The 24,717-nt window shown below is 70.7% G+C and carries 23 protein-coding genes; 14 read left to right on the forward strand and 9 right to left on the reverse strand.

Annotation, left to right across the window (positions count from 1 at the left end):
- The first annotated feature begins 164 nt into the window (after positions 1-164).
- Entirely contained in the window at positions 165-1,601 is a 1,437-nt protein-coding gene (purF, locus tag ACFFR3_RS43045; RefSeq protein WP_364384210.1) for an amidophosphoribosyltransferase, read from the forward strand.
- The gene (purM, locus tag ACFFR3_RS43050) at positions 1,598-2,623 is read left to right on the forward strand and encodes a phosphoribosylformylglycinamidine cyclo-ligase (protein WP_345391401.1); all 1,026 of its coding nucleotides are present in this window, start codon (positions 1,598-1,600) and stop codon (positions 2,621-2,623) included. Before purF ends, purM begins: the two co-directional genes overlap by 4 nt.
- A 177-nt stretch (positions 2,624-2,800) precedes the next feature.
- Here purM and ACFFR3_RS43055 read toward each other — a convergent pair whose 3' ends face one another.
- Together ACFFR3_RS43055 and ACFFR3_RS43060 are read right to left on the reverse strand one after the other, a co-directional pair.
- Positions 2,801-3,031: a DUF3073 domain-containing protein gene (locus tag ACFFR3_RS43055; RefSeq protein WP_080047438.1), complete on the reverse strand. Its 231-nt coding sequence runs from the start codon at positions 3,029-3,031 to the stop codon at positions 2,801-2,803.
- 151 nt (positions 3,032-3,182) lie between these two features.
- Positions 3,183-4,262, reverse strand: coding sequence for a Glu/Leu/Phe/Val family dehydrogenase (locus tag ACFFR3_RS43060; RefSeq protein ID WP_364384206.1), 1,080 nt, complete (start codon positions 4,260-4,262; stop codon positions 3,183-3,185).
- Between the two features lie 109 nt (positions 4,263-4,371).
- Between ACFFR3_RS43060 and ACFFR3_RS43065 the strand changes: the two genes are divergently transcribed.
- Together ACFFR3_RS43065 and bldC are read left to right on the forward strand one after the other, a co-directional pair.
- Positions 4,372-5,235, forward strand: coding sequence for a DUF8083 family protein (locus ACFFR3_RS43065; RefSeq protein WP_345391407.1), 864 nt, complete (start codon positions 4,372-4,374; stop codon positions 5,233-5,235).
- A gap of 321 nt (positions 5,236-5,556) precedes the next feature.
- A complete protein-coding gene (bldC, locus tag ACFFR3_RS43070) occupies positions 5,557-5,760 on the forward strand; it encodes a developmental transcriptional regulator BldC (RefSeq protein WP_013133571.1) in 204 nt (67 codons plus the stop codon).
- 153 nt (positions 5,761-5,913) lie between these two features.
- On the opposite strand, the gene ACFFR3_RS43075 is transcribed toward bldC, so the two are convergent.
- A complete protein-coding gene (locus tag ACFFR3_RS43075) occupies positions 5,914-6,510 on the reverse strand; it encodes a TetR/AcrR family transcriptional regulator (protein WP_345391410.1) in 597 nt (198 codons plus the stop codon).
- Positions 6,511-6,731: 221 nt separating this feature from the next.
- Between ACFFR3_RS43075 and ACFFR3_RS43080 the strand changes: the two genes are divergently transcribed.
- From ACFFR3_RS43080 to ACFFR3_RS43095, 4 genes are all read left to right on the forward strand, one after another.
- A complete protein-coding gene (locus ACFFR3_RS43080) occupies positions 6,732-7,781 on the forward strand; it encodes a LacI family DNA-binding transcriptional regulator (RefSeq protein ID WP_379485019.1) in 1,050 nt (349 codons plus the stop codon).
- A gap of 120 nt (positions 7,782-7,901) precedes the next feature.
- Positions 7,902-8,150, forward strand: a complete 249-nt coding sequence (locus tag ACFFR3_RS43085; protein ID WP_355412099.1) for a hypothetical protein — start codon at positions 7,902-7,904, stop codon at positions 8,148-8,150.
- A 78-nt stretch (positions 8,151-8,228) separates the two neighbouring features.
- A complete protein-coding gene (locus tag ACFFR3_RS43090; protein WP_345391419.1) occupies positions 8,229-9,053 on the forward strand; it encodes an N-acetylmuramoyl-L-alanine amidase in 825 nt (274 codons plus the stop codon).
- On the forward strand, positions 9,050-10,651 hold the full coding sequence (locus tag ACFFR3_RS43095; protein ID WP_345391422.1) for a beta-N-acetylhexosaminidase: 1,602 nt from the start codon (positions 9,050-9,052) through the stop codon (positions 10,649-10,651). The genes ACFFR3_RS43090 and ACFFR3_RS43095 overlap by 4 nt, the downstream gene beginning before the upstream one ends.
- A 7-nt stretch (positions 10,652-10,658) precedes the next feature.
- Here ACFFR3_RS43095 and ACFFR3_RS43100 read toward each other — a convergent pair whose 3' ends face one another.
- Genes ACFFR3_RS43100 through ACFFR3_RS43110 form a run of 3 tightly spaced genes read right to left on the reverse strand, consistent with a single transcriptional unit; the run spans position 10,659 to position 12,938 of the window.
- Positions 10,659-11,213, reverse strand: a complete 555-nt coding sequence (locus ACFFR3_RS43100; protein ID WP_364384199.1) for a GNAT family N-acetyltransferase — start codon at positions 11,211-11,213, stop codon at positions 10,659-10,661.
- A 15-nt stretch (positions 11,214-11,228) separates the two neighbouring features.
- Entirely contained in the window at positions 11,229-12,281 is a 1,053-nt protein-coding gene (locus ACFFR3_RS43105; protein ID WP_364384196.1) for a quinone-dependent dihydroorotate dehydrogenase, read from the reverse strand.
- A gap of 6 nt (positions 12,282-12,287) precedes the next feature.
- Entirely contained in the window at positions 12,288-12,938 is a 651-nt protein-coding gene (locus tag ACFFR3_RS43110; protein ID WP_345391427.1) for a response regulator, read from the reverse strand.
- Between the two features lie 18 nt (positions 12,939-12,956).
- Here ACFFR3_RS43110 and ACFFR3_RS43115 point away from each other — a divergent pair, with 18 nt between their 5' ends.
- Positions 12,957-13,331, forward strand: coding sequence for a tautomerase family protein (locus ACFFR3_RS43115; RefSeq protein ID WP_364384193.1), 375 nt, complete (start codon positions 12,957-12,959; stop codon positions 13,329-13,331).
- A gap of 39 nt (positions 13,332-13,370) precedes the next feature.
- Positions 13,371-14,750, forward strand: coding sequence for a dihydrolipoyl dehydrogenase (lpdA, locus tag ACFFR3_RS43120; RefSeq protein WP_345391433.1), 1,380 nt, complete (start codon positions 13,371-13,373; stop codon positions 14,748-14,750).
- Between the two features lie 25 nt (positions 14,751-14,775).
- Here lpdA and ACFFR3_RS43125 read toward each other — a convergent pair whose 3' ends face one another.
- Positions 14,776-15,465, reverse strand: coding sequence for a hypothetical protein (locus ACFFR3_RS43125; RefSeq protein ID WP_379485020.1), 690 nt, complete (start codon positions 15,463-15,465; stop codon positions 14,776-14,778).
- Between the two features lie 129 nt (positions 15,466-15,594).
- On the opposite strand from ACFFR3_RS43125, the gene ACFFR3_RS43130 reads away from it, so the two are divergent.
- From ACFFR3_RS43130 to ACFFR3_RS43140, 3 genes are all read left to right on the forward strand, one after another.
- Positions 15,595-16,149, forward strand: coding sequence for a TetR/AcrR family transcriptional regulator (locus ACFFR3_RS43130; protein ID WP_364384187.1), 555 nt, complete (start codon positions 15,595-15,597; stop codon positions 16,147-16,149).
- Positions 16,150-16,254: 105 nt separating this feature from the next.
- Positions 16,255-16,749, forward strand: a complete 495-nt coding sequence (locus ACFFR3_RS43135; protein ID WP_345391442.1) for a hypothetical protein — start codon at positions 16,255-16,257, stop codon at positions 16,747-16,749.
- 191 nt (positions 16,750-16,940) lie between these two features.
- The gene (locus ACFFR3_RS43140; RefSeq protein WP_379485021.1) at positions 16,941-20,531 is read left to right on the forward strand and encodes a S8 family peptidase; all 3,591 of its coding nucleotides are present in this window, start codon (positions 16,941-16,943) and stop codon (positions 20,529-20,531) included.
- Positions 20,532-20,535: 4 nt separating this feature from the next.
- Here the strand turns inward: ACFFR3_RS43140 and ACFFR3_RS43145 are convergent, their stop codons facing one another.
- A complete protein-coding gene (locus ACFFR3_RS43145; RefSeq protein WP_345391448.1) occupies positions 20,536-21,513 on the reverse strand; it encodes a helix-turn-helix domain-containing protein in 978 nt (325 codons plus the stop codon).
- Positions 21,514-21,636: 123 nt separating this feature from the next.
- Between ACFFR3_RS43145 and ACFFR3_RS43150 the strand changes: the two genes are divergently transcribed.
- Complete coding sequence (locus ACFFR3_RS43150; protein ID WP_364384178.1) at positions 21,637-23,667, forward strand: cellulose binding domain-containing protein; 2,031 nt, start codon at positions 21,637-21,639, stop codon at positions 23,665-23,667.
- A 257-nt stretch (positions 23,668-23,924) separates the two neighbouring features.
- On the opposite strand, the gene ACFFR3_RS43155 is transcribed toward ACFFR3_RS43150, so the two are convergent.
- Complete coding sequence (locus ACFFR3_RS43155; protein ID WP_345391454.1) at positions 23,925-24,659, reverse strand: phosphotransferase enzyme family protein; 735 nt, start codon at positions 24,657-24,659, stop codon at positions 23,925-23,927.
- Positions 24,660-24,717: the final 58 nt, after the last annotated feature.

A 24,717-nucleotide genomic window follows, 5' to 3' on the forward strand; every position in this document is an offset into this window, starting at 1 on the left:
CTGGGTCACCGTGTGACAAAACGTCAGGGAACGAGTAAGGAACGGCCGAGTGGCGAGCGCGTGACCGTACCGGAGCACGGTGCGAATGGGGCCAGGTCAACGCATGCCCGCAGATTCACCCCCAGGTGTGCGAGCACGGAAGCGCCCAACCTAGACTGAGGCATGTGCTGAAGGGCGACGGCCGGCTCGGCCATGACCTGGACCCCCACGACCGCGCACCTAAAGACGCCTGTGGCGTCTTCGGCGTCTGGGCTCCGGGCGAGGAAGTTTCCAAACTCACCTACTACGGGCTGTACGCGTTGCAGCACCGCGGACAGGAGTCCGCGGGCATCGCGGTCAGCGAGGGCAGCCGCATTCTCGTCTACAAGGACATGGGCCTGGTGGCCCAGGTCTTCGACGAGTCGGTGCTCAGCACCCTGCGCGGCCACCTGGCCATCGGACACTGCCGCTACTCCACGACCGGCTCCAGCGTGTGGGAGAACGCGCAACCCACGCTGAGCTCCACCGAGGAGGGCGGCCTCGCGCTGGCCCACAACGGCAACCTGATCAACACCCCTGAGCTGGCGCAGCGCCTGGCTCCCGGCTCCACGCGCGCCACCACCGACACCGAGGTCCTGACGACCCTGCTCGCGCAGGACCGCAGCAGGTCCGTCGAGGACGCGGCGGCCGAGCTGCTCCCGCAGGTCAAGGGCGCCTACTCGCTGGTCTTCATGGACGAGCGCACGCTTTACGCGGCCCGCGACCCGCAGGGCATCCGCCCGATGGTGCTCGGCCGCCTGGAGCGCGGCTGGGTGGTGGCCTCGGAGACGGCGGCCCTCGACATCGTGGGCGCGACGTTCGTCCGCGAGATCGAGCCGGGCGAGCTGCTGACGATCGACGAGCGCGGCGTCAGGTCCCGCCGCTTCGCGCTCGCCGAGCCGAAGGGCTGCCTGTTCGAGTACGTCTACCTCGCCCGCCCCGACACCACGATCGCCGGTCGCGGGGTGCAGGTGACCCGGGTCGAGGTGGGCCGCGTGCTGGCCAGGGAGCACCCGGTGGAGGCCGACCTGGTCATCCCGACCCCCGAGTCGGGCACGCCGGCGGCGGTCGGCTACGCCGAGGAGAGCGGCATCCCCTACGGCCAGGGCCTGGTGAAGAACTCCTACGTGGGCCGCACGTTCATCCAGCCCTCCCAGACCATCCGCCAGCTCGGCATCAGGCTCAAGCTCAACCCGCTGCGCGAGGTCGTCGAGGGCAAGCGGCTGGTCGTCGTGGACGACTCGATCGTGCGCGGCAACACCCAGCGGGCCATCGTCAGGATGCTGCGCGAGGCGGGGGCGCGCGAGGTGCACGTCCGCATCTCGTCGCCGCCGGTGGCCTGGCCGTGCTTCTACGGCATCGACTTCGCCACCAGGGCGGAGCTGATCGCGGGCTCGCTGACGGTGGAGGAGATCAGGGCCTCGCTGGGCGCCGACTCGCTCGGCTACATCTCCCTGGAGGGGCTGACCAAGGCCACCACCATCCCGTCCGACCGGCTCTGCCGGGCCTGCTTCACGGGCGAGTACCCGATCCCGATCGACCAGGACAACGTGGGCAAGTTCGTGTTGGAGAGCAAGGCGTGAGTACGTACGAGGCGGCGGGCGTCGACATCGAGGCGGGCGAGCGGGCCGTCGCGCTGATGAAGGACAAGGTGGCGCGCTCGCGGCGGCCCGAGGTGGTCGACGACGCGAGCGGCTTCGCCGGTCTCTTCGACGCCTCGGCGCTGCTGCGCTACAAGCGGCCGCTGCTGGCGTCGTCCACCGACGGCGTCGGCACCAAGGTGATGCTCGCCCAGCGTTACGGCAAGCACGACACGATCGGCATCGACCTGGTCGGCATGGTCCTCGACGACCTGGTGGTGTGCGGGGCCGAGCCGCTGTTCATGACCGACTACGTGGCCTGCGGCAAGGTGGTGCCCGAGCGCATCGCCGAGATCGTCGGCGGCGTGGCGGAGGGCTGCCGGCTCGCCGGGGCTGCGCTGGTGGGCGGCGAGACGGCAGAGCACCCCGGCGCGATGGGCCCCGACGAGTACGACCTCGCGGGCGCCGGCACCGGCGTCGTCGAGGCCGACGCGCTGCTCGGCCCCGACCGGGTCGAGGCGGGCGATGTGGTGCTGGGGCTGGCGTCGTCGGGGGTGCACTCCAACGGCTACTCCCTCGTACGCCACGTGCTGCGCGAGGCGGACCTGTCGCTCGACGCGGTCCTGCCCGAGCTGGGCCGGCCGCTCGGCGAGGAGCTGCTGGAGCCCACCCGCATCTACGCGCTCGACTGCCTGGAGCTGGCCAGGCAGGTTGAGGTGCACGCGTACGCGCACATCACCGGCGGCGGCATCGAGGGCAACCTGGCCCGCTCGCTGCCGGGGCACCTCGACGCGGTGCTCGACCGCTCGTCGTGGACGCCTCCGGCGATCTTCGGTGTGCTGGCGGGCCACGGCCGCATCGCCCAGCAGGACATGGACAGGACGTTCAACCTCGGCGTCGGCATGGCCGCGATCGTCCCGGCCGGCGCGGCCGACGCGGCGATCGGGCTGCTGGCCGGGCGCGGTCTCGACGCCTGGGTGCTGGGCGAGGTCGTGCCGGGTGGCGGGCAGGCCCGCTACCGCTGACCACACACAGATGGCCCGGCCGTGGAACGGCCGGGCCATTGTGCTGAAGAACGTGACGAAAGCCCCACGGTCACCCGTGGGGCCCGACGAGCGTGAGCGAGAATCCGGCGTGCCCACGCCGGGCCCTCGATCACATCAACCGGTCAATCCAACCGGTCGCAGCAACCAGGAGAACGGCTATCGGCGGCCGGACGTACGGCCATCGTCGTCGTCTCCGGCGCCATAGTCATCGGCGTAATCGGCATAGCGATCAGCCAGCTCATCGTTGAGGTCGTCGGCGTCGTCATTGCGGCTGGAGTCTCCGACCCCGAGTTCGTCGCGAAGACGGTCAAGATCCGTGCCACCGCTGTTGTACTTCAGCTGGCGAGCAACCTTGACCTGCTTGGCCTTTGCTCGGCCGCGCCCCATTGGCTCGACCCCCTCGTGTGGGGTCGTCCCCGACCCCTCGTCGCTAACGCACCACTCACTGACGCCGCCTGACTTTGGGCGTCAGCCTATCGTTCGCCTATTACCGTACCTGTTTTGTGCCCAGCTCGGTACGTCGTATGGGCGCGGGGCGTCAGTGGCCCAGCCAAATGGCCCGAATCCGCCCGACTTCCGACATTCTGCGCTCGGCCAGCCTATCCGCTGCCACGGCGGGAGGAACGCCCTCCTCGGCCGCGATCGCGAAGATCTTCAGAGTCGTGTCGTAGATCTGGGCCGCCTTCGACCTGGCGCGTTCCATGTCGAAGCCGCCGATCTCGTCGGCGACCTGGATCACGCCGCCGGAGTTGACGACGTAGTCGGGCGCGTAGAGGATGCCGCGTTCGGCGAGTTGCTTCTCGACGCCGGGATGGGCGAGCTGGTTGTTGGCCGCGCCGCACACGATCTTGGCCCGCAGCGAGGCCACCGAGTCGTCGTCGAGCGCGCCGCCCAGCGCGCAGGGCGCGAACACGTCGATGTCGGAGGTCATGAGCGCCCGCGCGTCGGCGACCACGCCGACCTCGGGGTGACGCAGCCGCACCCGCTCGATCGCCTGGGGCGAGACGTCGCAGATCACGACCTCGGCGCCGTCCTCGCGCAGCAGCTCGACCAGGCGGTGGCCCACCTTGCCGACCCCCTCGACGCCGACCCGCCTGCCGCGCAGCGACGGCGTGCCGTAGACCCGCTCGGCGGAGGCGCGCATGCCCTGGAACACGCCGAAGGCGGTGAGGATCGACGAGTCGCCGGCGCCGCCGTGGGCCACCGTGCGCCCGGTGACGAAGCGGCACTCGCGGGCGACGATGTCCATGTCCTCGCTGTAGGTGCCCACGTCGCAGGCGGTGATGTAGCGCCCGCCGAGCGACTGGACGAACCTGCCGTACGCGCGCAGCAGCGCCTCGCTCTTGTCGCGGGCCGGGTCGCCGATGATGACGGCCTTGCCCCCGCCCAGGTCGAGGCCGGCCAGCGCGTTCTTGTAGGCCATGCCCTTGGCGAGGTTGAGCACGTCGGCCAGGGCCTCCTGCTCGCTGCCGTACGGGTAGAACCGCGTGCCCCCGAGGGCAGGGCCCAGGGCCGTGTTGTGGATGGCGATGATGGCACGCAGGCCGCTCTGCTCGTCGGCGCAGAAGACGACCTGCTCGTGGACGTCCTTGTGGGACGCTCCGAAGACGTCGGTCACGGTAGTGACTCCCTGTCCGGTCCACCGCTCCTTTGCGGCGGAGATCACCTCACAGAGTAGTAAGGGACACGACGGTGCACGCAGGTTCGCTTCGTGACACGATGCCTCCGTGCTGCCCTATGCCGCCTACCTCCGTGTCTATGAGCCACTGACCGCGTTCGCCGAGTCCGAGCGCAAGGTGTGGGCCGACTACGCCGACTCACGTGACCGCCCGCGCCGCGCGAACGCGCTCAATGCGGAGCATGGCGAGTCGGTCATGCGTCTGCTCGGCACGCCCCCTCAACCCGTTCCCGCCCAGGAGAGCCCCAACGCCTATCTCCGGCGCGTTGAGGACCGTCTCTATGTCTGTCCTTGGCAGACGCGTCTGCGCTCGTGGCTGGCGTTCTCACGGCTTCGTGGCACCACACCTCAAAAGATCATGGACCATCTCGTGCCGAAGGCGATCGCCGACCAGACGGCCGACGACTTCGACCGGTACAAGAGGAAGGCCGGTTCGGCCGCGTTGCGCACCCACATCCGCACCACGGCGTGGCATGTGCCGCCGTCGTGGTTCGTGCCGTTTGATGGGAACGAGCGCTGGCTGGTGCTCGGCTCCGCCAACCCGGGACAGGACGTGACGACCGCTACGGGCCGTAACCTCATCTACGTCACCTCCATGGCCCAGGCCAGGAGGCGGGCGGCCCGCGCACTCAACGTGCTGCGCCGGCATCTGGGCGACGCGGCGGCCAATCTCGAGGTCGAGGACATCGCCAGGTGGCTGGAGGAGTTCCACCCGCACTCCCTCGTCGAGCTCGACTACGGCGGTCTCGTCCACCTGATGGACGACGACGCGCTGCAGGCCGACCAGTCGGTTGCGGAGCTTTCTGCCGCTTTGACGGGACTGGACACGGGTCAAGAAGAACTTGCCTACGCCATGTACCAGAGGGTCATCCTGCGGTGGAAGTCAATGCAACTGCTGGAATCTGCCAACTGAGCCCCAATACGGCCGTCTGACCTGCATGAGTAGGTCACGTCTCGCGGCTGCTCTCTTCTGCGAACTGAGTAGTTTGCCGTTTTCACTGCGATACCACGAACCGTGTCGCTAGAATCACCGAGCGTGACATGGCCACGGGGGCGGGCAGCTGGGTCAAAGAAGGGCTCGCCAATCGCTCTGAGTGGCGGTATGGTCACATCGGGTGATGCCGCATATGGCTCAGAAAAGCCGCACGCTCTGCGCCATAGGGGGACATCCGTGACACGCGCAAAGGCAGTCACAGGATCGCAAGCCGGTCCACACGGAGGAGAGGCCGCACAAATGTCAGCTCGTACACCCGAGGCCGAGCCACTGCTCACGCCCGCTGAGGTCGCGACCATGTTCAGGGTCGACCCCAAGACCGTTACGCGGTGGGCCAAGGCGGGCAAGTTGACGTCGATTCGTACCCTGGGCGGTCATCGGCGTTACCGGGAGACCGAGGTTCGGGCGCTGCTCGCGGGCATTCCGCAGCAGCGCTCCGAGTAGCGGGAAGGTCGTCACGGACCTCAGGGGGGTTTGATGGGGGTGGACCGGGTCGCCATTTGGGCCGGGTCCACCACTGTGACGACGAGACGTCGGATGGAAGTTGGCGCCGCCCGCCCGGCGCCACTCTTCCGTGACGTGTCACGCCCTCCGCCGCTACGCCGGCCGGTCGAGTAAACCGGCGACGCCGCCGTCATGCGACGCGGCGACTCCGAGCAGCGCGACCATCTGGTCGACCAGCAGCTTCTCCAAGGTGGGCCGGTCGATGTCGCGATGCTCCAGCCAGTCGAGCCCGGCGGTCTCGACGGAGGCGATCCACGACCGCAGGGTCGTGCGCAGCACCGGGCTCGGTTCTTCGACGCCCATCTGCTTCTGGATGAGGAGGAAGAGCCGGCGGCGCACGCCGTCGACGATCTCCCCCACCTCGCCCGTCCTGTTGGCGGGGCCGCCGCGCAGCAGCGCCGCGAAGCCCGCCGCGTGCTCCTCGACGAAGTCGAAATAGCGCCTGAGCCCGGAGGCCAGCTCGTCGAGCGGACTGCCGCCCTCCTGCGGCCGCAGCCGCGACTCCAACTGCTCCGCCGCGCTTCTCAGCGCCGCCACGTAGAGCTCCTGCTTGCCACCGAAGTAGTGGTAGACCAGGGCCCGCGAAGCCCCCGCCGCCGACGCGACGTCGTCGATCGACACGTCTTCCGCGTCGCGGGTGGAGAACAACTCCAGCGCCGCCGCCATGAGCTCTTCCCGGCGGCGGTCCACACTGAGCCTGCGCCGAGCCGGCCGTGCCGTCTCGGCTGACTTCCCGGGTGTCACACCAGCACAGTATCCGACCGGCTATCCGACCGGCCCCCGCCGGGATCCCGCACGTCCCGCGCCCGTTACGCGACAGGTTGCGGCAATCCGTGACGTAGGCCGTACCCTGCGGTCAACTCGATCGTTTGGTGAGACAGGTGCCCATATCCGCATCGCGGGGGAGACACATGTCAGGACCGCCCGTCAACACATCCACCATCCCTGAGCTAAGAGAGGTAGACGCGCTGCCTCGGCCCAGACCGACCATCCGTAACGTCGCCGAACGAGCCGGCGTGTCCAAATCGCTGGTCTCACTCGTGCTGCGCGGATCCCCGCACGTGAGCGAGCACCGGCGCCAGGCCGTGCTGCAGGCGGCCCGCGAACTCGGCTACCGGCCCAACGCGGTCGCGCGGAGCCTGGTCGAAGGACGTACCCATCTGGTGGGCGCACTGGTCGCCGACCTGCACAACCCGTTCTACGCGGAGTTCCTCGACGGTCTGCAGGAGAGCCTGCACGGCGACGGGCTGCGCATGCTGATCGGGAACAGCCAATGGGACCCCGCGTTCGAGGACGAGGCCGTGGAGGCCTTCCTCGAGCTGAGGGTCGACGGGCTGGTCCTGCTCGGCATCGCCCCGACCAGCGAGACGCTGATCGAGGCGACCGCGTACACCCCCACGGTCGTCGTGGGGGAACGTGACATCGAGCTCGACGGCGTCGACATCGTGGTCGACGACGACCAGCTCGGCGCGCGGCTGGCCATCGACCACCTGGTCGAGCTGGGCCACAAGCGCATCGCCCACATCGAAGGCCGGCGGGCGTCGCGCTGCGAGGGCTACCTCGTGGCGATGCGCAGGCACTCGCTGGCGCCGTACATCATGGTCGAGGCCGCTGACTCGACGGAAGAGGGCGGCAGGGAGGCGGCGCTCGCGCTGCTCACCCGCGACCCCAGGCCCACGGCGATCTTCGCCGCCAATGACGTGACCGCGCTCGGCGTGCTCTCGGCCGCGAGCGAGCTGGGCCTGCGCGTCCCCGAGGACCTCTCGGTCGTCGGCTACGACAACACCCACCTGTCGGCCTCCCGGCACATCTCGCTCACCTCCGTCGACCAGCCTCGCCGCACCATGGGCAGGTCGGCGGCCGCGTTGCTGAGCGACAGGATCGGCGATCCCGGCAAGGTCGCACGCCTGCGGGAGGTACGCCCTGAACTGATCGTCCGGCGGAGCACGGGACCCGCCTAAGAGAGCATCAAACCTGGGTCAAGCCGTGTGGCGGCGGCGCCACACGGCGGTTTACTCGGCAGGGTCATGCTAGGTGTGGCCGGATCCGATCCGGCCACGATCTGATCCGGGGGAACAGCTATGCGTGATCCGGAACTGGTGTCCTGCGCCCAGCGCGCCGCCGCCGAGCTAGAGCGCGCCTGGGGGCACTGGCGGGCGGGCAGGGGACGGGGCACCGACGGCGCCGCGGAGTCGGTCGCCAGCTACGTCGCCCACTCGCTCGACCACCCGTGGGGCCGTCCCCGCGTCGTCCTCGGCCTCGACGCCGAGGACGCGCGGGAGCTCGCCGCCCTGCTCGAACGTCAGGAGGCCGGCGAGCGCGTCTGGTGAGGACGTACGGCGTGCCGTGGCACGCCGCGCTTGGCATAAGTCGAGTTCGCATGCCTGGATTGCCGTAAGTTGGACGGCATGCGTGCTCTACCAGCCACAGTCCTCGCCGTCTGCGGCCTGATCGCCTCCGCGTGTGGCGGCACCGGCACCGGTGGCGCCGCGGCAGGTCAGGCCGCCCCAGCGACCACGGCAGGGCAGGCACCCGCCGCCGCTCAGGCCAAGGACGCACCGCCCGAGGCCAAGCCGCTCGACGGCAAGGTGGTCGTCATCGACCCCGGCCACAACGGCGGCAACTACCGGGCGCCCAAGGAGATCAACCGCAAGGTCAACGTGCTGACGCAGATGAAGGCCTGCGACACGACCGGCACCTCCACCAACGACGGCTACAGCGAGGCCGCCTTCACCTGGGACGTCTCCAAGCGCCTGCAGAAGATCCTGAAGAAGCGCGGCGCGACGGTGAAGCTGACCCGCACGAGCAACGACGGCGTCGGGCCGTGCATCACCGAGCGGGCCGCGATCGGCAACAAGGCCGGGGCGGACGCCGCGATCTCGGTGCACGCCGACGGCTCGGCCCCGGCCAACAGGGGCTTCCACGTGATCATGCCCAAGAAGATCAAGGGTCCGGTCGACAAGGTCGTGGCCGACTCCAGCAGCCTGGGCATGGCCGTACGCGACGCCTTCCGCAAGGGCACCGGGCTACCCTACTCCACCTACATCGGGCGCAAGGCCCTCGACTACCGCAGCGACCTCGGCGGGCTCAACCTGTCGACGGTGCCGAAGATCTTCGTGGAGGCCGGCAACATGCGCAACGCCACCGAGGCGGCCAAGTTCCGTGACCCGAAGTTCCGGCAGAAGATCGCTGTGGCGCTGGCGAACGGATTGCAGCACTATCTGCAAGCATGATTCCTCGCCCAGAGCTGCTTCGTGACCTTTCCTCCTCCTTCGAGCTGACGGCCTCTCCCACGGTCTCCGGTGACCTGGTCGCCTCCGTACGCACGGCGCTGGCCGGGCTCGACCCGCTGCCCGGCGACTCCGGTGAGATCGACGTGCGCCGTGACGCCGGGCTGGGCGAGGAGGCGTACCGGCTGACGGTCGGGTCGCGGGGTGTGGAGATCGTGGCGGGCGGCCCGGCGGGCGCGTTCTACGCGGCGCAGTCGCTGCGCCAGCTCCTGCCGCCGGCCGCCTACCGGTTCTCCTCCGGCGCCTCGTGGCCGGTGCGCGGGGTGCGGATCGAGGACGCGCCGCGCTTCGCCTGGCGCGGCCTGCACCTCGACGTGGCCAGGCACTTCTTCCCCAAGCGTGAGGTGCTGCGGCTGATCGACCTGATGGCGGTGCACAAGCTCAACCGGCTGCACCTGCACCTCGTGGACGACCAGGGCTGGCGGGTGGAGAGCCGGGCCTACCCGCTGCTGCACGAGGTCTCCTCGCACCGGCCGCGGACGGCGGTCAACCACTACCGCGAGCCCGACGCGTACGACGAGGTGCCGCACGGCGGCTACTACACGCTCGACGACCTGGCAGAGCTGGCCGCGTACGCGCGCTCGCGGCACGTGACGATCGTGCCGGAGATCGACGTGCCGGGGCACGCGTCGGCGATCCTGGCGGCCTACCCGGAGTTCGGGGCCACGGGTGAGCCCCATGACGTGCTGGACCGGTGGGGCATCTCCCCCGCGATCCTGTCGCCGCTGCCGAAGACCGTGGAGTTCCTGACCGCGATCTTCGACGAGCTGATCGGCGCCCTGGGCGAGACCCCCTACGTGCACATCGGCGGCGACGAGGTGGTGCTCGACCGGTGGGCGGCCTCCGACGAGATCACCGCTTACCGGGAGTCGCTCGGCCTCGGCGGCGTGGTGGAGCTGCAGGCGTGGTTCCTGCGGCGGCTGGCCGACGTGCTGGCCGAGCGGGGCGCGCGGGCCGTGGTGTGGGACGAGGCGTTCGTGGGCGGCGGGCTGCGGCAGGACACGATCGTGATGCCGTGGCGCGGCATGAACGTGGGCCGCAGGGCGGCCGCGGCCGGTCATGACGTGGTGGCCACGCCGGTGTTCCCGCTCTACTTCGACTACGCCGAGGCCGGCTCGCCGGACGAGCCGATGGCGATCGGCGACGCGATCACCGTGGCGGACGTCGCCGCGTTCGACCCCGCGCCCGCCGGGTGGAGCGACGAGGAGCGGGCGCGGGTCATCGGCGTGCAGGCGCAGCTGTGGACCGAGCGGGTGCCCGACCCGCGGACCGTCGACTACCGGATGTGGCCCAGGGCCTGCGCGCTGGCCGAGGTGGCGTGGGCGGGCGCGGCGGGCGCGGCGGGCGACGACTTCGACGCCCGGCTGGGCGAGCACCTGGGGCGGCTGGACGCGCTCGGCGTGGAGTATCGGCCGGCGGCGGGGCCGCACCCGTGGCAGCGCCGCCGCCCGCACCGGCCCTCCACCGTGCGGGTGACCGAGGTGATGGAGCGCATCGACGCCATGACCCACGACGCCGAGTCCACCAGGCCCAGCCTCTGACGCGGGGTCAGAAGGCCGGGCGGTCGTTGAGTATGCGCTGCCAGAGCAGGTGGTGCTGCCAGCGTCCGTCGATCTCCAGATAGTTCGGCGCCGTGCCGTACGGCTCGAAGCCGCACTTGCGCAGCACGCTCTGCGAGGCGGCGTTGTCGAGCAGGGTGCTCGCCGCGACGCGGTGCAGGCCGATCTCCTGGTCGGCCTGCCTGCACACCTCGTGCACGGCCGCGGTCGCGAGGCCGCGGCCGTTGTACTCGGCGTCGATCCAGTAGCCGACGTCGGCGCTGAGCCAGGGGCCGCGGACGATGTTGCTGAGCGTCATGCGGCCGACCACCCGCTCGCCGTCACACAGCAGCCACGGCACCACCTGGCCCCTGCCGTGCGCCTGGAGCTGGCCCTTGAGGCCCTCGGCCTGCCCCGCGAAGGTGAAGAACCCCTCGGAGCGGCGCGGCTCCCACCGCTTGAGGTGGTCGCGGTTGCGGAGGTAGGCGGCGGCGAGCGCCTCGGCGTCCTGCTCGGTCGCCAGGCGCATGATCACGCCGCCGGTCACAGTCACGGGTCTGATCATTCGGACCACCTTAAGTCACGCCGTACGGCCGACGGCTTCCATGACCGAGCTCAGGCCGTGGCGGCGGACCCGGCGCAGCAGCTGCCGGTGGATGCGGGCGGCCCACAGCGGGCCCCCGTAGATCCAGCCGGTGTAGCCCTGGACGAGGGTGGCGCCGGCGAGGATGCGCTCCCACACGTCGTCGACGTCCTCGACGCCGCCGACCGAGACCAGCGTGAGCCGGTCACCGACCTTGGCGCGCAGCCGCCGCAGCACCTCCAGCGAGCGGACCTTGAGCGGGCGGCCCGACAGCCCGCCGCGCTCGCCGTCGTGCCTGATCGTGGTGTTGGTGGCGATGATGCCGTCGAGGCCCAGCTCCATGGCCAGCTCGGCGACCGCGTCGACGTCCTCGTCGGCCAGGTCGGGCGCGATCTTGACGAGCAGCGGGGTGCGGCGCGGGGTGGCGTCGCAGACCTCCTTGACCGCGGTGAGCAGCGGCCGCAGCAGCGAGACGGCCTGGAGGTCGCGCAGCCCAGGGGTGTTGGGCGAGCTGACGTTGACCACGAGGTAGTCGGCCAGCGGGGCGAGCTTCTTCGCGCCGGCGACGTAGTCGGCGGTGGCGCCCGACTCGGGGATCACCTTGGTCTTGCCGATGTTCACCCCGACCACGACGGGCACGCCGCGCGGGCGGCGCAGCCTGCGGGCCGCGGCGTGGGCGCCGGCGTTGTTGAAGCCCATCCGGTTGATCACCGCGCGCTCGCGTACGAGACGGAACAGGCGGGGGCGCGGGTTGCCCGGCTGGCCGTGGGCCGTGATGGTGCCCACCTCGACGTGGCTGAAGCCGAGCGCGGCGACGGCCTCGGCGCAGGCGGCGTCCTTGTCGAAGCCGGCGGCCAGGCCGAGCGGGCCGGGGAAGTGCACGCCGAACGCGCTCACGCGCAGGGCCGGGTCGTGCGGCGCGTACGCCCGGTGCAGCAGCCGCTTGAGCAGCGGCAGCCGGGCGAGGAGCGCGAGGGCGCTCACGGTGAGTCGGTGCACGGCCTCGGCGTCGAAACGCCGCAAGACCTGCGAGAACACGAGGCGATACATCACGCGTCAGGCTACCAAGCCGGCCTCGTGGGCGATGATCGCGGCCTGCACGCGGTTGCGCACGTCGAGCCGGGTGAGGATGGCGCTCACGTACGCCTTCACCGTGCCCTCCACGAGGTGCAGCTCGCGCGCGATCTCCGCGTTGGACAGGCCCGCGCCGAGCAGCGCGAGCACCTCGCGCTCCCGCTCGGTGAGCACCTCGATGCGGTCACGCGCCTGCGCCCCCTTCGACATGCGCCCGCCGGACAGCTGCGCGATCACCCGCTGGGCGACCTTCGGCGACAGGTACGCCGCCCCCTCGGCGACCGCGTGGATGCCGGCCAGCAGCTCACGCGGGTCGCCCGACTTGAGCAGGAACCCGCCCGCGCCCACGTCGAGCGCCTTGGCGATGTAGTCGTCCTCGCCGAACGTGGTCAGCATCACCACCGCCGTGCCGGGCGCCGCCCTGCGGATCTCGGCGGCGGCGGCCAGGCCGTCGAGGCGCGGCATGCGGATGTCGAGGAGCGCGACGTCGGGGTGGTGGCTGATGGCGAGGTCGACCGCCTGCCTGCCATCGCCGGCCTCGGCCACGACGTCCAGCTCGGGGTCGGATTCGAGGATCGCCCTGACCCCCGCTCTGATCATGGCCTCGTCGTCGGCCAGGAGTATGCGGATCACGCCCTCTATAGTGGCGGCATGGCGCAGGTGAAGGTGTACGGCCGCCGGGACGTGTGGGCCGGCCGGCAGCGTGAGGTCTCCGATCTCATCCAGGCGTGCCTGGTGAAGGCGTGGGGGCTGCCCGAGGACAAGCGGTTCCACCGGTTCCTGCTGCTCGACGCCGACGACTTCGTCTGCCCGCAGCGGAGTGAGCGTTATCTCATCATCGAGATCGTCTGCTTCACCGGGCGCAGCACCGAGGCCAAGAAGGCGCTGATTCGCGAGATCTACGCCAGATCGGGGTACGATCCCGAGGACGTTGAGATCACGATCATCGAGATGCCCACGCACAACTGGGGCATCCGGGGCGTTCCCGCAGATGAGCTCAGCCTGCCGTACAAGGTGGAGGTCTGAGGTCAGGGGCAGGTACGCCCGGGCGGTATGGTCCGACTCATGAGCACTCACTATGACGTCGTCGTCCTCGGCGCGGGTCCTGGAGGTTATACGGCCGCGGTCCGCGCCGCCCAGCTCGGCCTGCGCACCGCGGTCGTCGAGGAGAAGTACTGGGGTGGCGTCTGCCTGAACGTGGGCTGCATCCCGTCCAAGGCACTGCTGCGCAACGCCGAGCTCGCCCACATCTTCCACCACGAGGCCAAGACCTTCGGCATCAGCGGCGAGGTCACCTTCGACTACGGCGCGGCCTTCCAGCGCAGCCGCAAGGTGGCCGACGGGCGGGTCAAGGGCGTTCACTACCTGATGAAGAAGAACGCCATCACGGAGTACGACGGGCGCGGCACGTTCCTCGACGCCAACACGCTCCAGGTCAACGGCGAGACCATCACGTTCGCCCACTGCATCATCGCGGCCGGCGCGACCACCCGGCTCATCCCCGGCACGCAGCTGTCGGAGCGCGTGGTGACGTACGAGGAGCAGATCCTCTCCGAGGAGCTGCCCAGCAGCATCATCATCGCGGGCGCGGGCGCGATCGGCGTCGAGTTCGCGTACGTGCTGCACAACTACGGCGTCAAGGTGACGATCGTCGAGTTCCTCGACCGCATCGTGCCGCTGGAGGACGAAGAGGTCTCGGCCGAGCTGGCCAAGCGCTACAAGCGGCTCGGCATCGAGGTGCTGACCTCCACCCGCGTCGACTCCATCGAGGACAACGGCTCCTCCGTCAAGGTCACCGTCACGCGCGGCGACCAGACGCAGGTGCTGGAGGCCGACAAGGTGATGCAGGCCATCGGGTTCCAGCCGCGGGTCGAGGGCTACGGCCTGGAGAAGACCGGCGTCGAGCTGACCGAGCGCGGCGCGATCGCGGTCGACGGCCGGTGCCGCACCAACGTGCCGCACATCTTCGCCATCGGCGACGTCACGGCCAAGCTGATGCTGGCCCACGCGGCCGAGTCGATGGGCATCATCGCCGCCGAGACCATCGCGGACGCCGAGACGATGGAGCTCGACTACGTGATGATCCCGCGCGCGACCTACTGCCAGCCACAGGTGGCGAGCTTCGGCCACACCGAGGCGCAGGCCCGCGAGCTGGGCTACGACGTCAAGGTGTCGAAGTTCCCGTTCACCGCCAACGGCAAGTCCCACGGCCTCGGCGAGACGGCCGGCTTCGTGAAGATCATCAGTGACGACACCCACGGCGAGCTGCTCGGCGCCCACCTGATCGGGCCCGAGGTCACCGAGCTGCTGCCCGAGCTGACGCTGGCGCAGCAGTGGGACCTCACCGTGCACGAGGTGGCGCGCAACGTCCACGCCCACCCGACGCTCGGCGAGGCCGTCAAGGAGGCCGTCCACGGGCTCGCGGGTCACATGATCAACATGTGAGCCACCGACCTCCGGCCGCGGCGCGTCAGGCCCCCTGTACGCGTATGCGCTCCATGGCCTCAAGGGCCGCGGCGGGGTCTCGGTGCAGCGCCGGATTGTCGCGCAGGTAGGCCGCCTGCCGCGGGGTCAGCTCCATGCCGACGGTCGTCCCGTCGATCTTCATGGCCAGCAGGTTGCCGACGAAGACCAGGCCGATGGTGGCGTCGCCCAGCGAGTCCAGCAGCGTGGCGATCGCCTCTGCGTTGGTCTTGGTGATCGCCGCCTGGGTCTCGAAGTACAGCTTGTTCTCCCCCGCCGAGACGGCCAGCCCGACCGCCGACTCGACGCGCCCGGCGCCGGCCTGCCGCTTGAAGACGGTCAGCACCGCCTGCCACAGGCTGCCGGTGAAGATCACGCTGCCTCTGACGACGTCGCCGCCCAGCTCGCGCAGCGCCTGGTGCACGCGGCGCAGGGTGAGCTCCTCGTCGCCGCCCGCCACGTACACGACGGCGACCGCCGGCGCGGCGCCCGCGTCGCCGCGCGCGAGCCTGCGGGCGGCGAAGGCGAGCCCGGCGAGCTGCCGCCGCGCGGCCGGCGTGCCTCGGTACGGCGCCCGCTCGGCCGTGGCCGGGTCGGCCCTGGTCACGGGGCCTGCGGGAGCGTCGGGGTCGCCCGCGAGGGCGCCCGCGTACGTGCCCGGCTCGTGGGTGGCTTGCGGGGGCGTGGATTTGGCCATGGGGGTCTCTCCGGGAGTCTCCGGTGCGGCGCGTACCAGGGTAGGCGCATCGGCGGCGTGAACCAGAGAAATCCGCGCTTTAAGCGTCCCTGGGGATGTCCCGAGCCGCGGCGTGGAACGTGTGCAGGCATGGGAGTCCCCGCGAGGCGCCTGCCGGTGTCCGAGGTGCGCCGTGCGCAGATCACGTCGGCCACGATCGTCGTGCTGGCGCGGCGGGGGTTCGCCGGCACCAGCTACGACGCCATCTGCCGGCAGGCGGGGCTCAGCAGCAAGCGGCTGATCTCCTACCACTTCGCCGACAAGGAGGAGCTGCTGGCGACCGTGGCGCGGGTGGTGCGGGAGGAGGAGGCGGCGTTCATCCGGCGGGCGGCCTCGGGGGTCTCGGGGGTGCGGGAGCGGCTGTCGGCGTACATCAGGGGGCGGCTCGACTTCGCCGCCGCCCGGCCCGAGCGCGTACGGGCGCTGCGGCAGATCGTCTGCAACACCTCCGAGCCGGGCTCCGACGGGTGGCCCGCCGGGCTCTTCGCGGAGGGCCAGCGGGAGGGGGCCTTCCGTGCGTTCGACGCCGAGGTGATGAGCGCGGCGCTGCGGGGCTCCATCGAGGCGCTCGCCCTCGCGGACGATCCGCGGGCCGGGGCAGAGGAGCTCATACGTGTCTTCGACCTCGCCACCCGGCCTTCCTAGCTGCACTTCTCACCAGATCTTCACATTCCACTGAGAAATATCTGAGGATGCACGGCGACCTTGGAGAGGACGAAGACCCCTCGTACCGGACGGTGGTCCCCGCACATGACCTCAACCTCCTCACGAACGACCGCGCGGCCCAGCCGCCGCCGCGGATCCGCAGGCACCGCGATGCTGCGGCTCGGGCTGCTCGCCCTGGTGGCGATCGGCATCGTGGGCGCCGCTCTCGAGCTGGCCTTCGAGCGCCACTGGCAGACCCCGCCCCAGCTGATCCCCTGGGTGGCCATCGCGCTGCTCGCGGTCGCGCTGCTCATGCTCGCCCTGCGCGACGCGGGGCCCGCGCTCACCGTGGTGCGCGTGCTCGCCGTGATCGTGCTGCTGGCCTCGGCGTACGGCGTCCTCATGCACGTGGTGGCCAACCACGGCATGGGCGCGATGGACCCCGACTGGGACTCGCTGTCGCCGTTGTCGCAGTGGTGGTCGGCGCTGACGAAGTCGGTCGGCGGCGCGCCGCCGCTCGCGCCCGGCATGCTCGCCCAGGCCGCCCTGCTCCTGCTGCTGGCCAGCGTCACTCCCAAGCGGCGGGAGCTGCCGGCCTGACCAGGCGGGCGTCGCGGTGACCGGCCCGACGGGAGCGCCAGGCCACCCGCCTCTCCAAGGACAACTGAGCCCCAGCCCTGCTGTCATGTTCGCGACATGTCGTCATTTGACCAGGCTGTTCGACTGCTTCTGACCGGCAGGATCCCCCATTCTCTTGAACGGGTAAAGCCGCACGAAAGATCGGTTCGTTCATGAGATGGATCCCCCTCTTCGCCGCCACCGGCGTGGGCCTGGCGCTGCTCGCGGCTCCGGCCCAGGCCGCGGAGCCAGGCCAGCCGGGCGGCGGGGAGCAGCACCGGGTGACGTTGATCACCGGTGACGTGGTCACCGTACAGGAGTTCGCCGGCGGGAAGCGCGCCGCGACCGTGAAACCGGCCGAGGGCCGCGAGGACGTCAGGTTCTTCACCCGCGAGGAGAACGGCGATCTGGTCGTCACGCCCGCCGACATGGTGCCGTACCTGTCGCGCGGCCTCGTGGACGAGCGGCTGTTCTCGGTCGGCGAGCTGATCGAGCAGGGCTACGACGACGAGAGCAGCGATGTGCTGCCGCTCATCCTATCCTACCGCGACGGCGCCGCGAAGGGCGTCACGCTGCGCAGCGTCAACGCCGCCACGATGCGTGCCGACAAGGACGACCTGCCCACGCTGTGGAGCGCGTCGGGCGAGCCGAGGCTGCGCGACGGGCTGGCCAAGGTGTGGCTCGACGGCAAGGTGCACGCGACGCTGGAGCACAGCGTCCCGCAGGTGGGCGCGCCGCAGGCCTGGCAGGACGGGTACGACGGCACGGGCGTCAAGGTCGCCGTGCTGGACACCGGCATCGACGAGAACCACCCCGACGTCACCGGCAAGATCACCGAGACCAGGAACTTCACCGACGACGAATCGGTGAAGGACGAGCACGGCCACGGCACCCACGTCGCCGCGACCGTGGCGGGCACCGGCAACGGCGCGGGCGGGCAGCGCAAGGGCGTGGCCCCTGGCGCGCAGCTGGCCATCGGCAAGGTGCTCGACAAGCGCGGCAGCGGCTCCGAGTCGCAGGTGCTGGCCGGCATGGAGTGGGCGGCGCGCGAGAGCGGCGCCGACATCGTCAGCATGAGCCTCGGCGGCGGCGCGACCGACGGCACCGACCCGCTCAGCGTCGCGGTGGACCGGCTGACCGAGGAGACCGGCAGCCTGTTCGTGATCGCGGCGGGCAACGAGGGCGACGACTACACGGTCGGCTCCCCCGGCGCGGCCAGTTCGGCGCTGACCGTCGGCGCCGTGGACGGCGACGACGCGCTCGCCTCCTTCTCCAGCCGGGGCCCGCGCCTGGACGAGGCGATCAAGCCGGACATCACCGCGCCCGGCGTCAACATCACCGCCGCCAGGGCCTCGGGCACCACCCTGGGCACCCCGGTCGACGACCTCTACACCCGGCTCAACGGCACGTCCATGGCCACGCCGCACGTGGCGGGCGCGGCGGCGATCCTCGCCCAGCGCCACCCGGACTGGAAGGCGGGCCGGCTCAAGGACGCCCTGGTGTCCACGGCGAAGACGATCGACGGGCAGACCCCGTTCGAGCAGGGCGGCGGCCGCCTCGACGTGGTCCGAGCCCTGCGCCAGACCGTCACCGCCACCGCCTCGCTGAGCCTCGGCATCTTCGAGGACGACGGCACCGCCGTCCCGTCCGGCACGATCACCTACAGCAACGCCGGCGACTCCCCCGCCACGCTGACGCTCACCCCTGCGCTGTCCAACCTGGACGGCACCGCCCCCGGCGACGGCGCGCTGACCCTGTCGGCCACCACCGTCACGATCGAGCCGGGCGCGAGCGCCACCGTGGACCTCCAGGTGGACCTCGCCAAGCTCCAGCACGGCAGGCACGCCGGTTACGTCACCGCCACCACCGCGGACGGCTCCGCGCTCGCGCACACCACGCTGGCGCTGACCAGGCGCGGCAAGATGCACAAGGTCCACTTCACCGCGATCGGCCGCGACGGGCAGCCGTCCCGCGTCCCGGTGATCATGATGTACGGCGCCTCCAGCAGGGACGACGCCTACGGCTACATCCTCGACGAGGCCGAGGGCTGGACGGTCGAGATGCCCGAGGGCACCTACCACACCCAGGCCATCATGGGCGAGACCAGCGACGAGCTGCCCATGGACACCCTGATGGTCTTCCCCGAGCTGCAGCTGCGGCAGGACATGGAGGTCGTGCTCGACGCCAGGACCGCCGTGCCGATCGAGATCAGGACCTCGCAGCCGGTGATCCAGGACGGCATCGCCACCTACTTCACCTACCGCACGTACGGGAACAGGAAGATCGCGCTCGGCGCGATGAACTTCCCGTCCGTCGAGGGCCTGGCCGTCACCCCGACGGCGCCGGTCAAGAACGGCACGTTCGAGTTCGCCTCACGCTGGCAGCTCGCCGCGCCCCGGGTGAGCGCCCGGCTCGGCCGCGACGACCTGGTGGTCAGGCCGACCATCAGGTCTCCCGAGATCTCCGGCACGCGGCACTGGAAGCTCGCCGACGGCGACGCGGGCGGCAAGCTCAAGGGCAAGGCCGCGGTCATCACCAGCAGCTCGTTCGGCGACTGGTCGAGCAAGATCGACGACCTCAAGGCGGCCGGAGCGGTGGCGGTGATCGTGGTCGGCCCCGACGGGCGCGCGATGTGGCAGCCGTGGAACCCCACCGGCGCCCGCGACCCGCTGCCCACCCTGATGATCACCCACGACCGCGGCCAGGCGCTGCTCGACCGGGTGCGCAAGGGCGGCGGCACGCTGCAGGTGACGGGCCGCTTCCAGACCCCGTACCTGTACGAGGTCATGCAGGTCTCCCAGGGCCACGTGCCCCAGAAGATCGTCCATGACGTGAACTGGCGCAACACCGCCCTCGTCGACTCCCACTACCAGGAGTCGGGCGGCGAGCGGTACGGCAAGGACCAGCGCTTCGGCTGGCGGCCCTGGCAGCAGTACAGCCTCGACAACCAGATGGAGACCCAGCGCTACCTGCCGACCGGCAACCGCAGGGCCGAGTACGTCAGCTCGGGCGACACCCAATGGCAGCACATCGTGCAGCACATGCTCACCTGGGAGTCCAACTCGCGGCTGCGTGGCGGGCTGACCGACGTGCCCCGGACGTACCGGGCCGGCGAGACGGTCAGGGAGACCTGGTTCGCGCCGGTCGTCCGGCCGGTCGCGCAGAGCGCGAGCCGCACGGGTGACGTGCTGAGCGTCGAGGCGCCCGAGTTCGTGGACGCCGCCGGGCACATCGGGTACGCCGGCGGCAGCGGCGACAAGGACACCACCGCCGCCCGCTTCTACCGCGACGGCAAGCTGGAGGAGGAGCGCGCGACGCTGAGCGGCACCTACCCGGCCGCCGAGCAGGACGCCGAGTACCGCTTGGAGCTGTCCACCACCCGCACCTCCGAGAACTGGCGCTACGCCACGGCGACCGAGTCGGCGTGGACGTTCAGGTCGGGCCGCGCCGAGGGCACCAAGGAGCTGCCGCTGCTCGGCGTGGACTACACGATCCCCGCCGACCTCGAAGGCAGGGTGCCGAGGACGCTCCCGGTCCCGCTCGGCTTCACCGCCAAGGGGGCGAAGACGCTGAGCGCCGAGCTGTCGTACGACGACGGCAAGACCTGGAAGCGCATCCCGGTGCTGCCGCTCGGCCAGGGCCGCTACTCCGGCCTCGTCGCGCACAAGCGCACCGACACCGGCGTCTCGCTGCGGGTCACCGTGACGGGCGACCGGGGCAGCCGGTTCGAGCAGACCGTGACCAGGGCGTACGGCGTGCGCTGACCGATCACAACCAGTGCTCGCGGGCCGCATGCCAGGCAAGTTGCATCCTGGTCTGCGCGCCCGCGAGCCGCATGAGGTGGTAGACGCGGCGCTGCACCGTACGCAGGCTGAGCCCGAGCTGGCTCGCGATCGTCTTCTCCGGCACGCCGGCCACCAGCAGTGACAGCAGATAGAGCTCGTCGGCGTCCAGGGGGCACGACCCGGTGTCGGCCACCTGGCCGTCCTCCGAGAACCTGATGGGCGTCGCCCGCTCCCACTGCGCCTCGAACAGCGCGATCAGCGCCTCCAGCAGGCTGCTGTCGCGCACCAGTGCGGCCGTCAGCTCCGTCATCCCGCCGACGTGCTGGACCAGCGGCAGCAGCGCGGTCTCCCGGTCCGCGATCATCATCCGCACCGGCAGCGTCCGTACGGCGCGGGCCTGCTCGCCGAGCTTGATCCCGTACGCCACGTTGGCGACCATGCCGGGCTCCTCCAGCAGGGCCCGCTCGTAGATGACCCGGTAACCCACGCCCCTGCCGAGCGCCTGCAGCTCCTCGTCGTTGTCCTGCGACGGCATCACCACGTGGCCGGCGCGGCAGAAGTACAGGACCTCCTCGCGGGCGCTGTCCTGGAGGTGGCGTACCTGCTCGCGCAGCGCGGCCCGGCTCGGCAGCACCTCGATCAGGCGGTGGGCGTCGCGCCTGCGGGCGCTCGCGCGATACTCCTCCGAGAGCTGCTCGATCGCCTGGCGGGCCCAGTCGATGGCCTCCTGGCCGCGTACGAGCCGGGGTCCCAGCGCCACCTCGGGCGCCACGGGCGCGAACCTGCCCGGCGCCACCTCTCTGACCAGCCCCGATTCGCGCATCCCGGCCAGCGCGCGGGCCGTCTCCGCCTCCCCGGCGCCCAGCTCGGCGGCCAAACCCGGGGTGTCGGCCTCGCCTGCTCGTACGAGTGCCCGGTAGACCCGTTCCTCCAGTTCGTCCAGCCCCGCAGCCTTCAACATGCTGTCCATCATGGCATCCGGGACATTTCGTGAAAGTTTCAGCTGCGATTGACGGGCGCGCGGCGAGCCGCTGATGATCGCACTGCTTTCCCGGTGTCCCCTTCCCAGCATGAGGTGCGCCCGATGCCGAAAGTCCCGTTACGAGCCGCGCTGGCCGTCCTGCTGACGCTGACCGCGCTCAACGCCCCTGCGACCGCGTACGCGGCCGACGACGAACCCGTGGCCGTGACCGTCAACGCCCGCGCGGGCCTGGCCGCCGTCCCCGAGACGGGCATCGGCACCAACCACGCCATCTGGGACACGAACCTGGGCACGAACGCCACCGCCGACCTGCTCAAGGACGCCGGCGTGAAGCTGCTGCGCTATCCCGGCGGCTCCTACTCCGACATCTACCACTGGGCCGACCACACCGCCCCCGGCGGCTACGTGGCGCCGAACACCGACTTCGACACGTTCATGGCCGGCGTACGCAGGACCGGCGCGCAGCCCATGGTCACCGCCAACTACGGCACCGGCACCGCCGAGGAGGCCGCCGCCTGGGTCCGCTACGCCAACGTCACCAAGCGCTACGGCGTCAAGCTGTGGGAGATCGGCAACGAGAACTACGGCAACGGCCACTACGGCGCCGCCTGGGAGGCCGACGACCACGAGGACAAGAGCCCGCACGAGTACGCCCGGCACGTCGTCGCCTACTCCGACGCGATGAAGGCCGTGGACCCGACCATCAAGATCGGCGCGGTGCTGACCACCCCCGCCAACTGGCCGGACGCCATCGTGGCCGAGGGCGACACCGGCTCGTGGAACCAGGTCGTCCTGTCCACCGCCGGCTCGAAGATCGACTTCGTGATCCTGCACTGGTATCCGGGCGCCCTCGACAAGACCGGCCACGTCCCCGACATCATCCAGCTCACCCGCGAGCAGATCGCCGCGTACGCGGGGCCCGGCGCCGAGCGCATCGGCATTGCGATGACCGAGTTCAACACGGGGTCGAGCAGCAACGGCACCAACACCCAGCCGGGCGCGCTGGCCGCCGCCGACGCGTACGCGACGCTGCTGGCCGGCGGCGTGTTCACGGTGGACTGGTGGAACGTGCACAACGGCATCGGCGAGGTCACCGAGGTCGCGGGACACACCGACTACGGCGACTTCGGCCTGCTGTCCAGCGCCGGCTGCACCGCCGACGGCAGCGTCTGCGAGCCGCCGCTCAACACGCCCTTCGCGCCCTATTACGCGCTGCAGATGGTCGGCACGTTCGCCAGGCCGGGCGACCAGTTCATCCGCGCCGCCGCCTCCAGGCCCGACGTCCAGGCCCACGCCGCCCGGCGGCCCAACGGCGACCTCGCCGTCCTGCTGCTCAACACCTCGGCCGACACGTCGTACCCGGTCGAACTCGACTACACCGGCTTCTCCCCCGCGGCCGGCGCCCCCACCGTGCTGAGCCACACCAACGGCGCCACCGCCATCACCACCGGCTCGACCGGCAGCGCGACCGCGCAGACGCTCCCGCCGCTCTCGATGACCACCGTCATCCTGCGGCCCGCGAAGCCGCAGGCCGCCCGCCCCGGCACGCCTGGCCGGCCGAAGCTCACCGCCGTCACGGACACCACCGCCACGATCACCTGGCCCGCCGTCCCCGGCGTCGCCAAGTACGAGCTGGTCCGCCAGCACGGCGCCGTCACCGAGCAGCTCGGCGAGACCTCCGGCACCAAACTGACCGTACGCAACCTTGAGCCCGGCACCCGCTACACCGTGAACGTGCTCGCCCGCACCCACGCCGGCGCCCAATCTCACCCGTCCCTCCCGCTCACCTTCACCACCGGCACCCCGGCGACCAGCACGTGCAGCGTGAAGCTGACCGTCCAGTCCGACTGGGCCAGCGGCTACGTCGGCGCCCTCGACGTCACCAACCACGGCGCCCCGCTCGACGGCTGGACCCTCTCCTTCACCTGGCCACGCACCTGGCAGAGCTTCGGGAGCGGGTGGAGCGCCGTGTGGACGGAGGACGGCGGCCAGGTCCGCGCCGTCAACGAGCCCGCCAACCCGGCGCTCGGAACGGGGGCCACGGCGTCGATCGGCTTCGTCGGCAACTACACCGGCCCGAACGTCCTGCCCCGCGTCTTCACCCTGAACGGCACGACCTGCACCCTCCGCTGACCCTGGTCGGGCAGCCGGGCCCGCCCCACATCGGGCCCGGCTTCCCTCAGACGTCGGGGTTGTCGAGGAAACCCGACCTGACGCAGGTGTCGCTCCGCGGCTGGATCCGGCGCCGCCGCCTCGAACACAGCCGGCGCGCCCTGACCGACCCCGCACTCGCCACGCTTCCGGTGAGCGTCATCGCCGCCCGCTCGGGCTTCACCAGCGAAGCCCGGCTGTTCCGCCACGTCTCCGGAGTGTCCCGGCCACCTATCGCGTCAGATCGCCCGCACCTCGGCGAGCCGCTTGACCGAGTAGTCGTCATCCCAGCAGACCGCGGCCTCCCACGCCGCCGACGCCTGACAGGCGACGTCGTACGCGTGCTCATCGAGCCCGGCGGCATTGTCTGGCAGCACCAGATCAAGCTCAGGCACATCGACATGCGCCTCATCCCAGTCGATCAAGGTAACCCGATCTCCACTGATGAGGACATTGCCCACATTATTGGGATCACCATGCACCACACACGTGGCCCGCCCCGCCAACCGCGCCCAGGCCGCCCGGCACCGAGCAACGGCCTCCGCCGGCATCTCCCGCAGATCGACCTTCGTCCCGCTCTCGGCGTGCAGCAGGTCTGTAGACGACCGCCACCCCGGCCGCTGCGGCCATTCGGCCGTCAACCGATGCACCTCCCGAAGCACCTCAGCCACCCGCCGCCAGTCATCCGTCGTCTCAGGCGCCCGGCCCTCCACGTAGGACATCACCACGAGCCCATCCACGAACAACCGCCCGTCCATGGTCGGGACGGGCACCGGCACACTCAACCCCGCCCGATCGAGATGAACCAGCAGCTCAGTCTCCCAGGCAAGATCATCGTCACTCCGGCTACCAAGCCGCCCCACCGCGAGCCGCCCATCAACGCGCACACTCCACACGTCGTTGGCGACGCCTCGTGTGAACGGCTCAACCCGGCGAACGTCCGTACCCCACTGCTCAAGCGCTTCCCATCCCATCGCCGCATCCTAGCCAGCCTCGGTACGTTGGCCGCGTGCTTGACGGGTGGCCGCCATC

Source organism: Nonomuraea salmonea (assembly GCF_042428605.1).
GTDB classification, from domain to species: Bacteria; Actinomycetota; Actinomycetes; order Streptosporangiales; family Streptosporangiaceae; genus Nonomuraea; species Nonomuraea salmonea.

Bases quoted from the DNA above. Each gene is read 5' to 3' on its own strand.
- ACFFR3_RS43055 (WP_080047438.1), bottom strand. From the start codon at position 3,031: ATGGGGCGCGGCCGAGCAAAGGCCAAGCAGGTCAAGGTTGCTCGCCAG.
- bldC (WP_013133571.1), top strand. From the start codon at position 5,557: ATGTCAGCTCGTACACCCGAGGCCGAGCCACTGCTCACGCCCGCTGAG.
- ACFFR3_RS43080 (WP_379485019.1), top strand. From the start codon at position 6,732: ATGTCAGGACCGCCCGTCAACACATCCACCATCCCTGAGCTAAGAGAG.
- ACFFR3_RS43085 (WP_355412099.1), top strand. From the start codon at position 7,902: ATGCGTGATCCGGAACTGGTGTCCTGCGCCCAGCGCGCCGCCGCCGAG.
- ACFFR3_RS43090 (WP_345391419.1), top strand. From the start codon at position 8,229: ATGCGTGCTCTACCAGCCACAGTCCTCGCCGTCTGCGGCCTGATCGCC.
- ACFFR3_RS43095 (WP_345391422.1), top strand. From the start codon at position 9,050: ATGATTCCTCGCCCAGAGCTGCTTCGTGACCTTTCCTCCTCCTTCGAG.
- ACFFR3_RS43100 (WP_364384199.1), bottom strand. From the start codon at position 11,213: ATGATCAGACCCGTGACTGTGACCGGCGGCGTGATCATGCGCCTGGCG.
- ACFFR3_RS43105 (WP_364384196.1), bottom strand. From the start codon at position 12,281: ATGTATCGCCTCGTGTTCTCGCAGGTCTTGCGGCGTTTCGACGCCGAG.
- ACFFR3_RS43115 (WP_364384193.1), top strand. From the start codon at position 12,957: ATGGCGCAGGTGAAGGTGTACGGCCGCCGGGACGTGTGGGCCGGCCGG.
- lpdA (WP_345391433.1), top strand. From the start codon at position 13,371: ATGAGCACTCACTATGACGTCGTCGTCCTCGGCGCGGGTCCTGGAGGT.
- ACFFR3_RS43125 (WP_379485020.1), bottom strand. From the start codon at position 15,465: ATGGCCAAATCCACGCCCCCGCAAGCCACCCACGAGCCGGGCACGTAC.
- ACFFR3_RS43130 (WP_364384187.1), top strand. From the start codon at position 15,595: ATGGGAGTCCCCGCGAGGCGCCTGCCGGTGTCCGAGGTGCGCCGTGCG.
- ACFFR3_RS43135 (WP_345391442.1), top strand. From the start codon at position 16,255: ATGACCTCAACCTCCTCACGAACGACCGCGCGGCCCAGCCGCCGCCGC.
- ACFFR3_RS43140 (WP_379485021.1), top strand. From the start codon at position 16,941: ATGAGATGGATCCCCCTCTTCGCCGCCACCGGCGTGGGCCTGGCGCTG.
- ACFFR3_RS43145 (WP_345391448.1), bottom strand. From the start codon at position 21,513: ATGTTGAAGGCTGCGGGGCTGGACGAACTGGAGGAACGGGTCTACCGG.
- ACFFR3_RS43150 (WP_364384178.1), top strand. From the start codon at position 21,637: ATGCCGAAAGTCCCGTTACGAGCCGCGCTGGCCGTCCTGCTGACGCTG.
- ACFFR3_RS43155 (WP_345391454.1), bottom strand. From the start codon at position 24,659: ATGGGATGGGAAGCGCTTGAGCAGTGGGGTACGGACGTTCGCCGGGTT.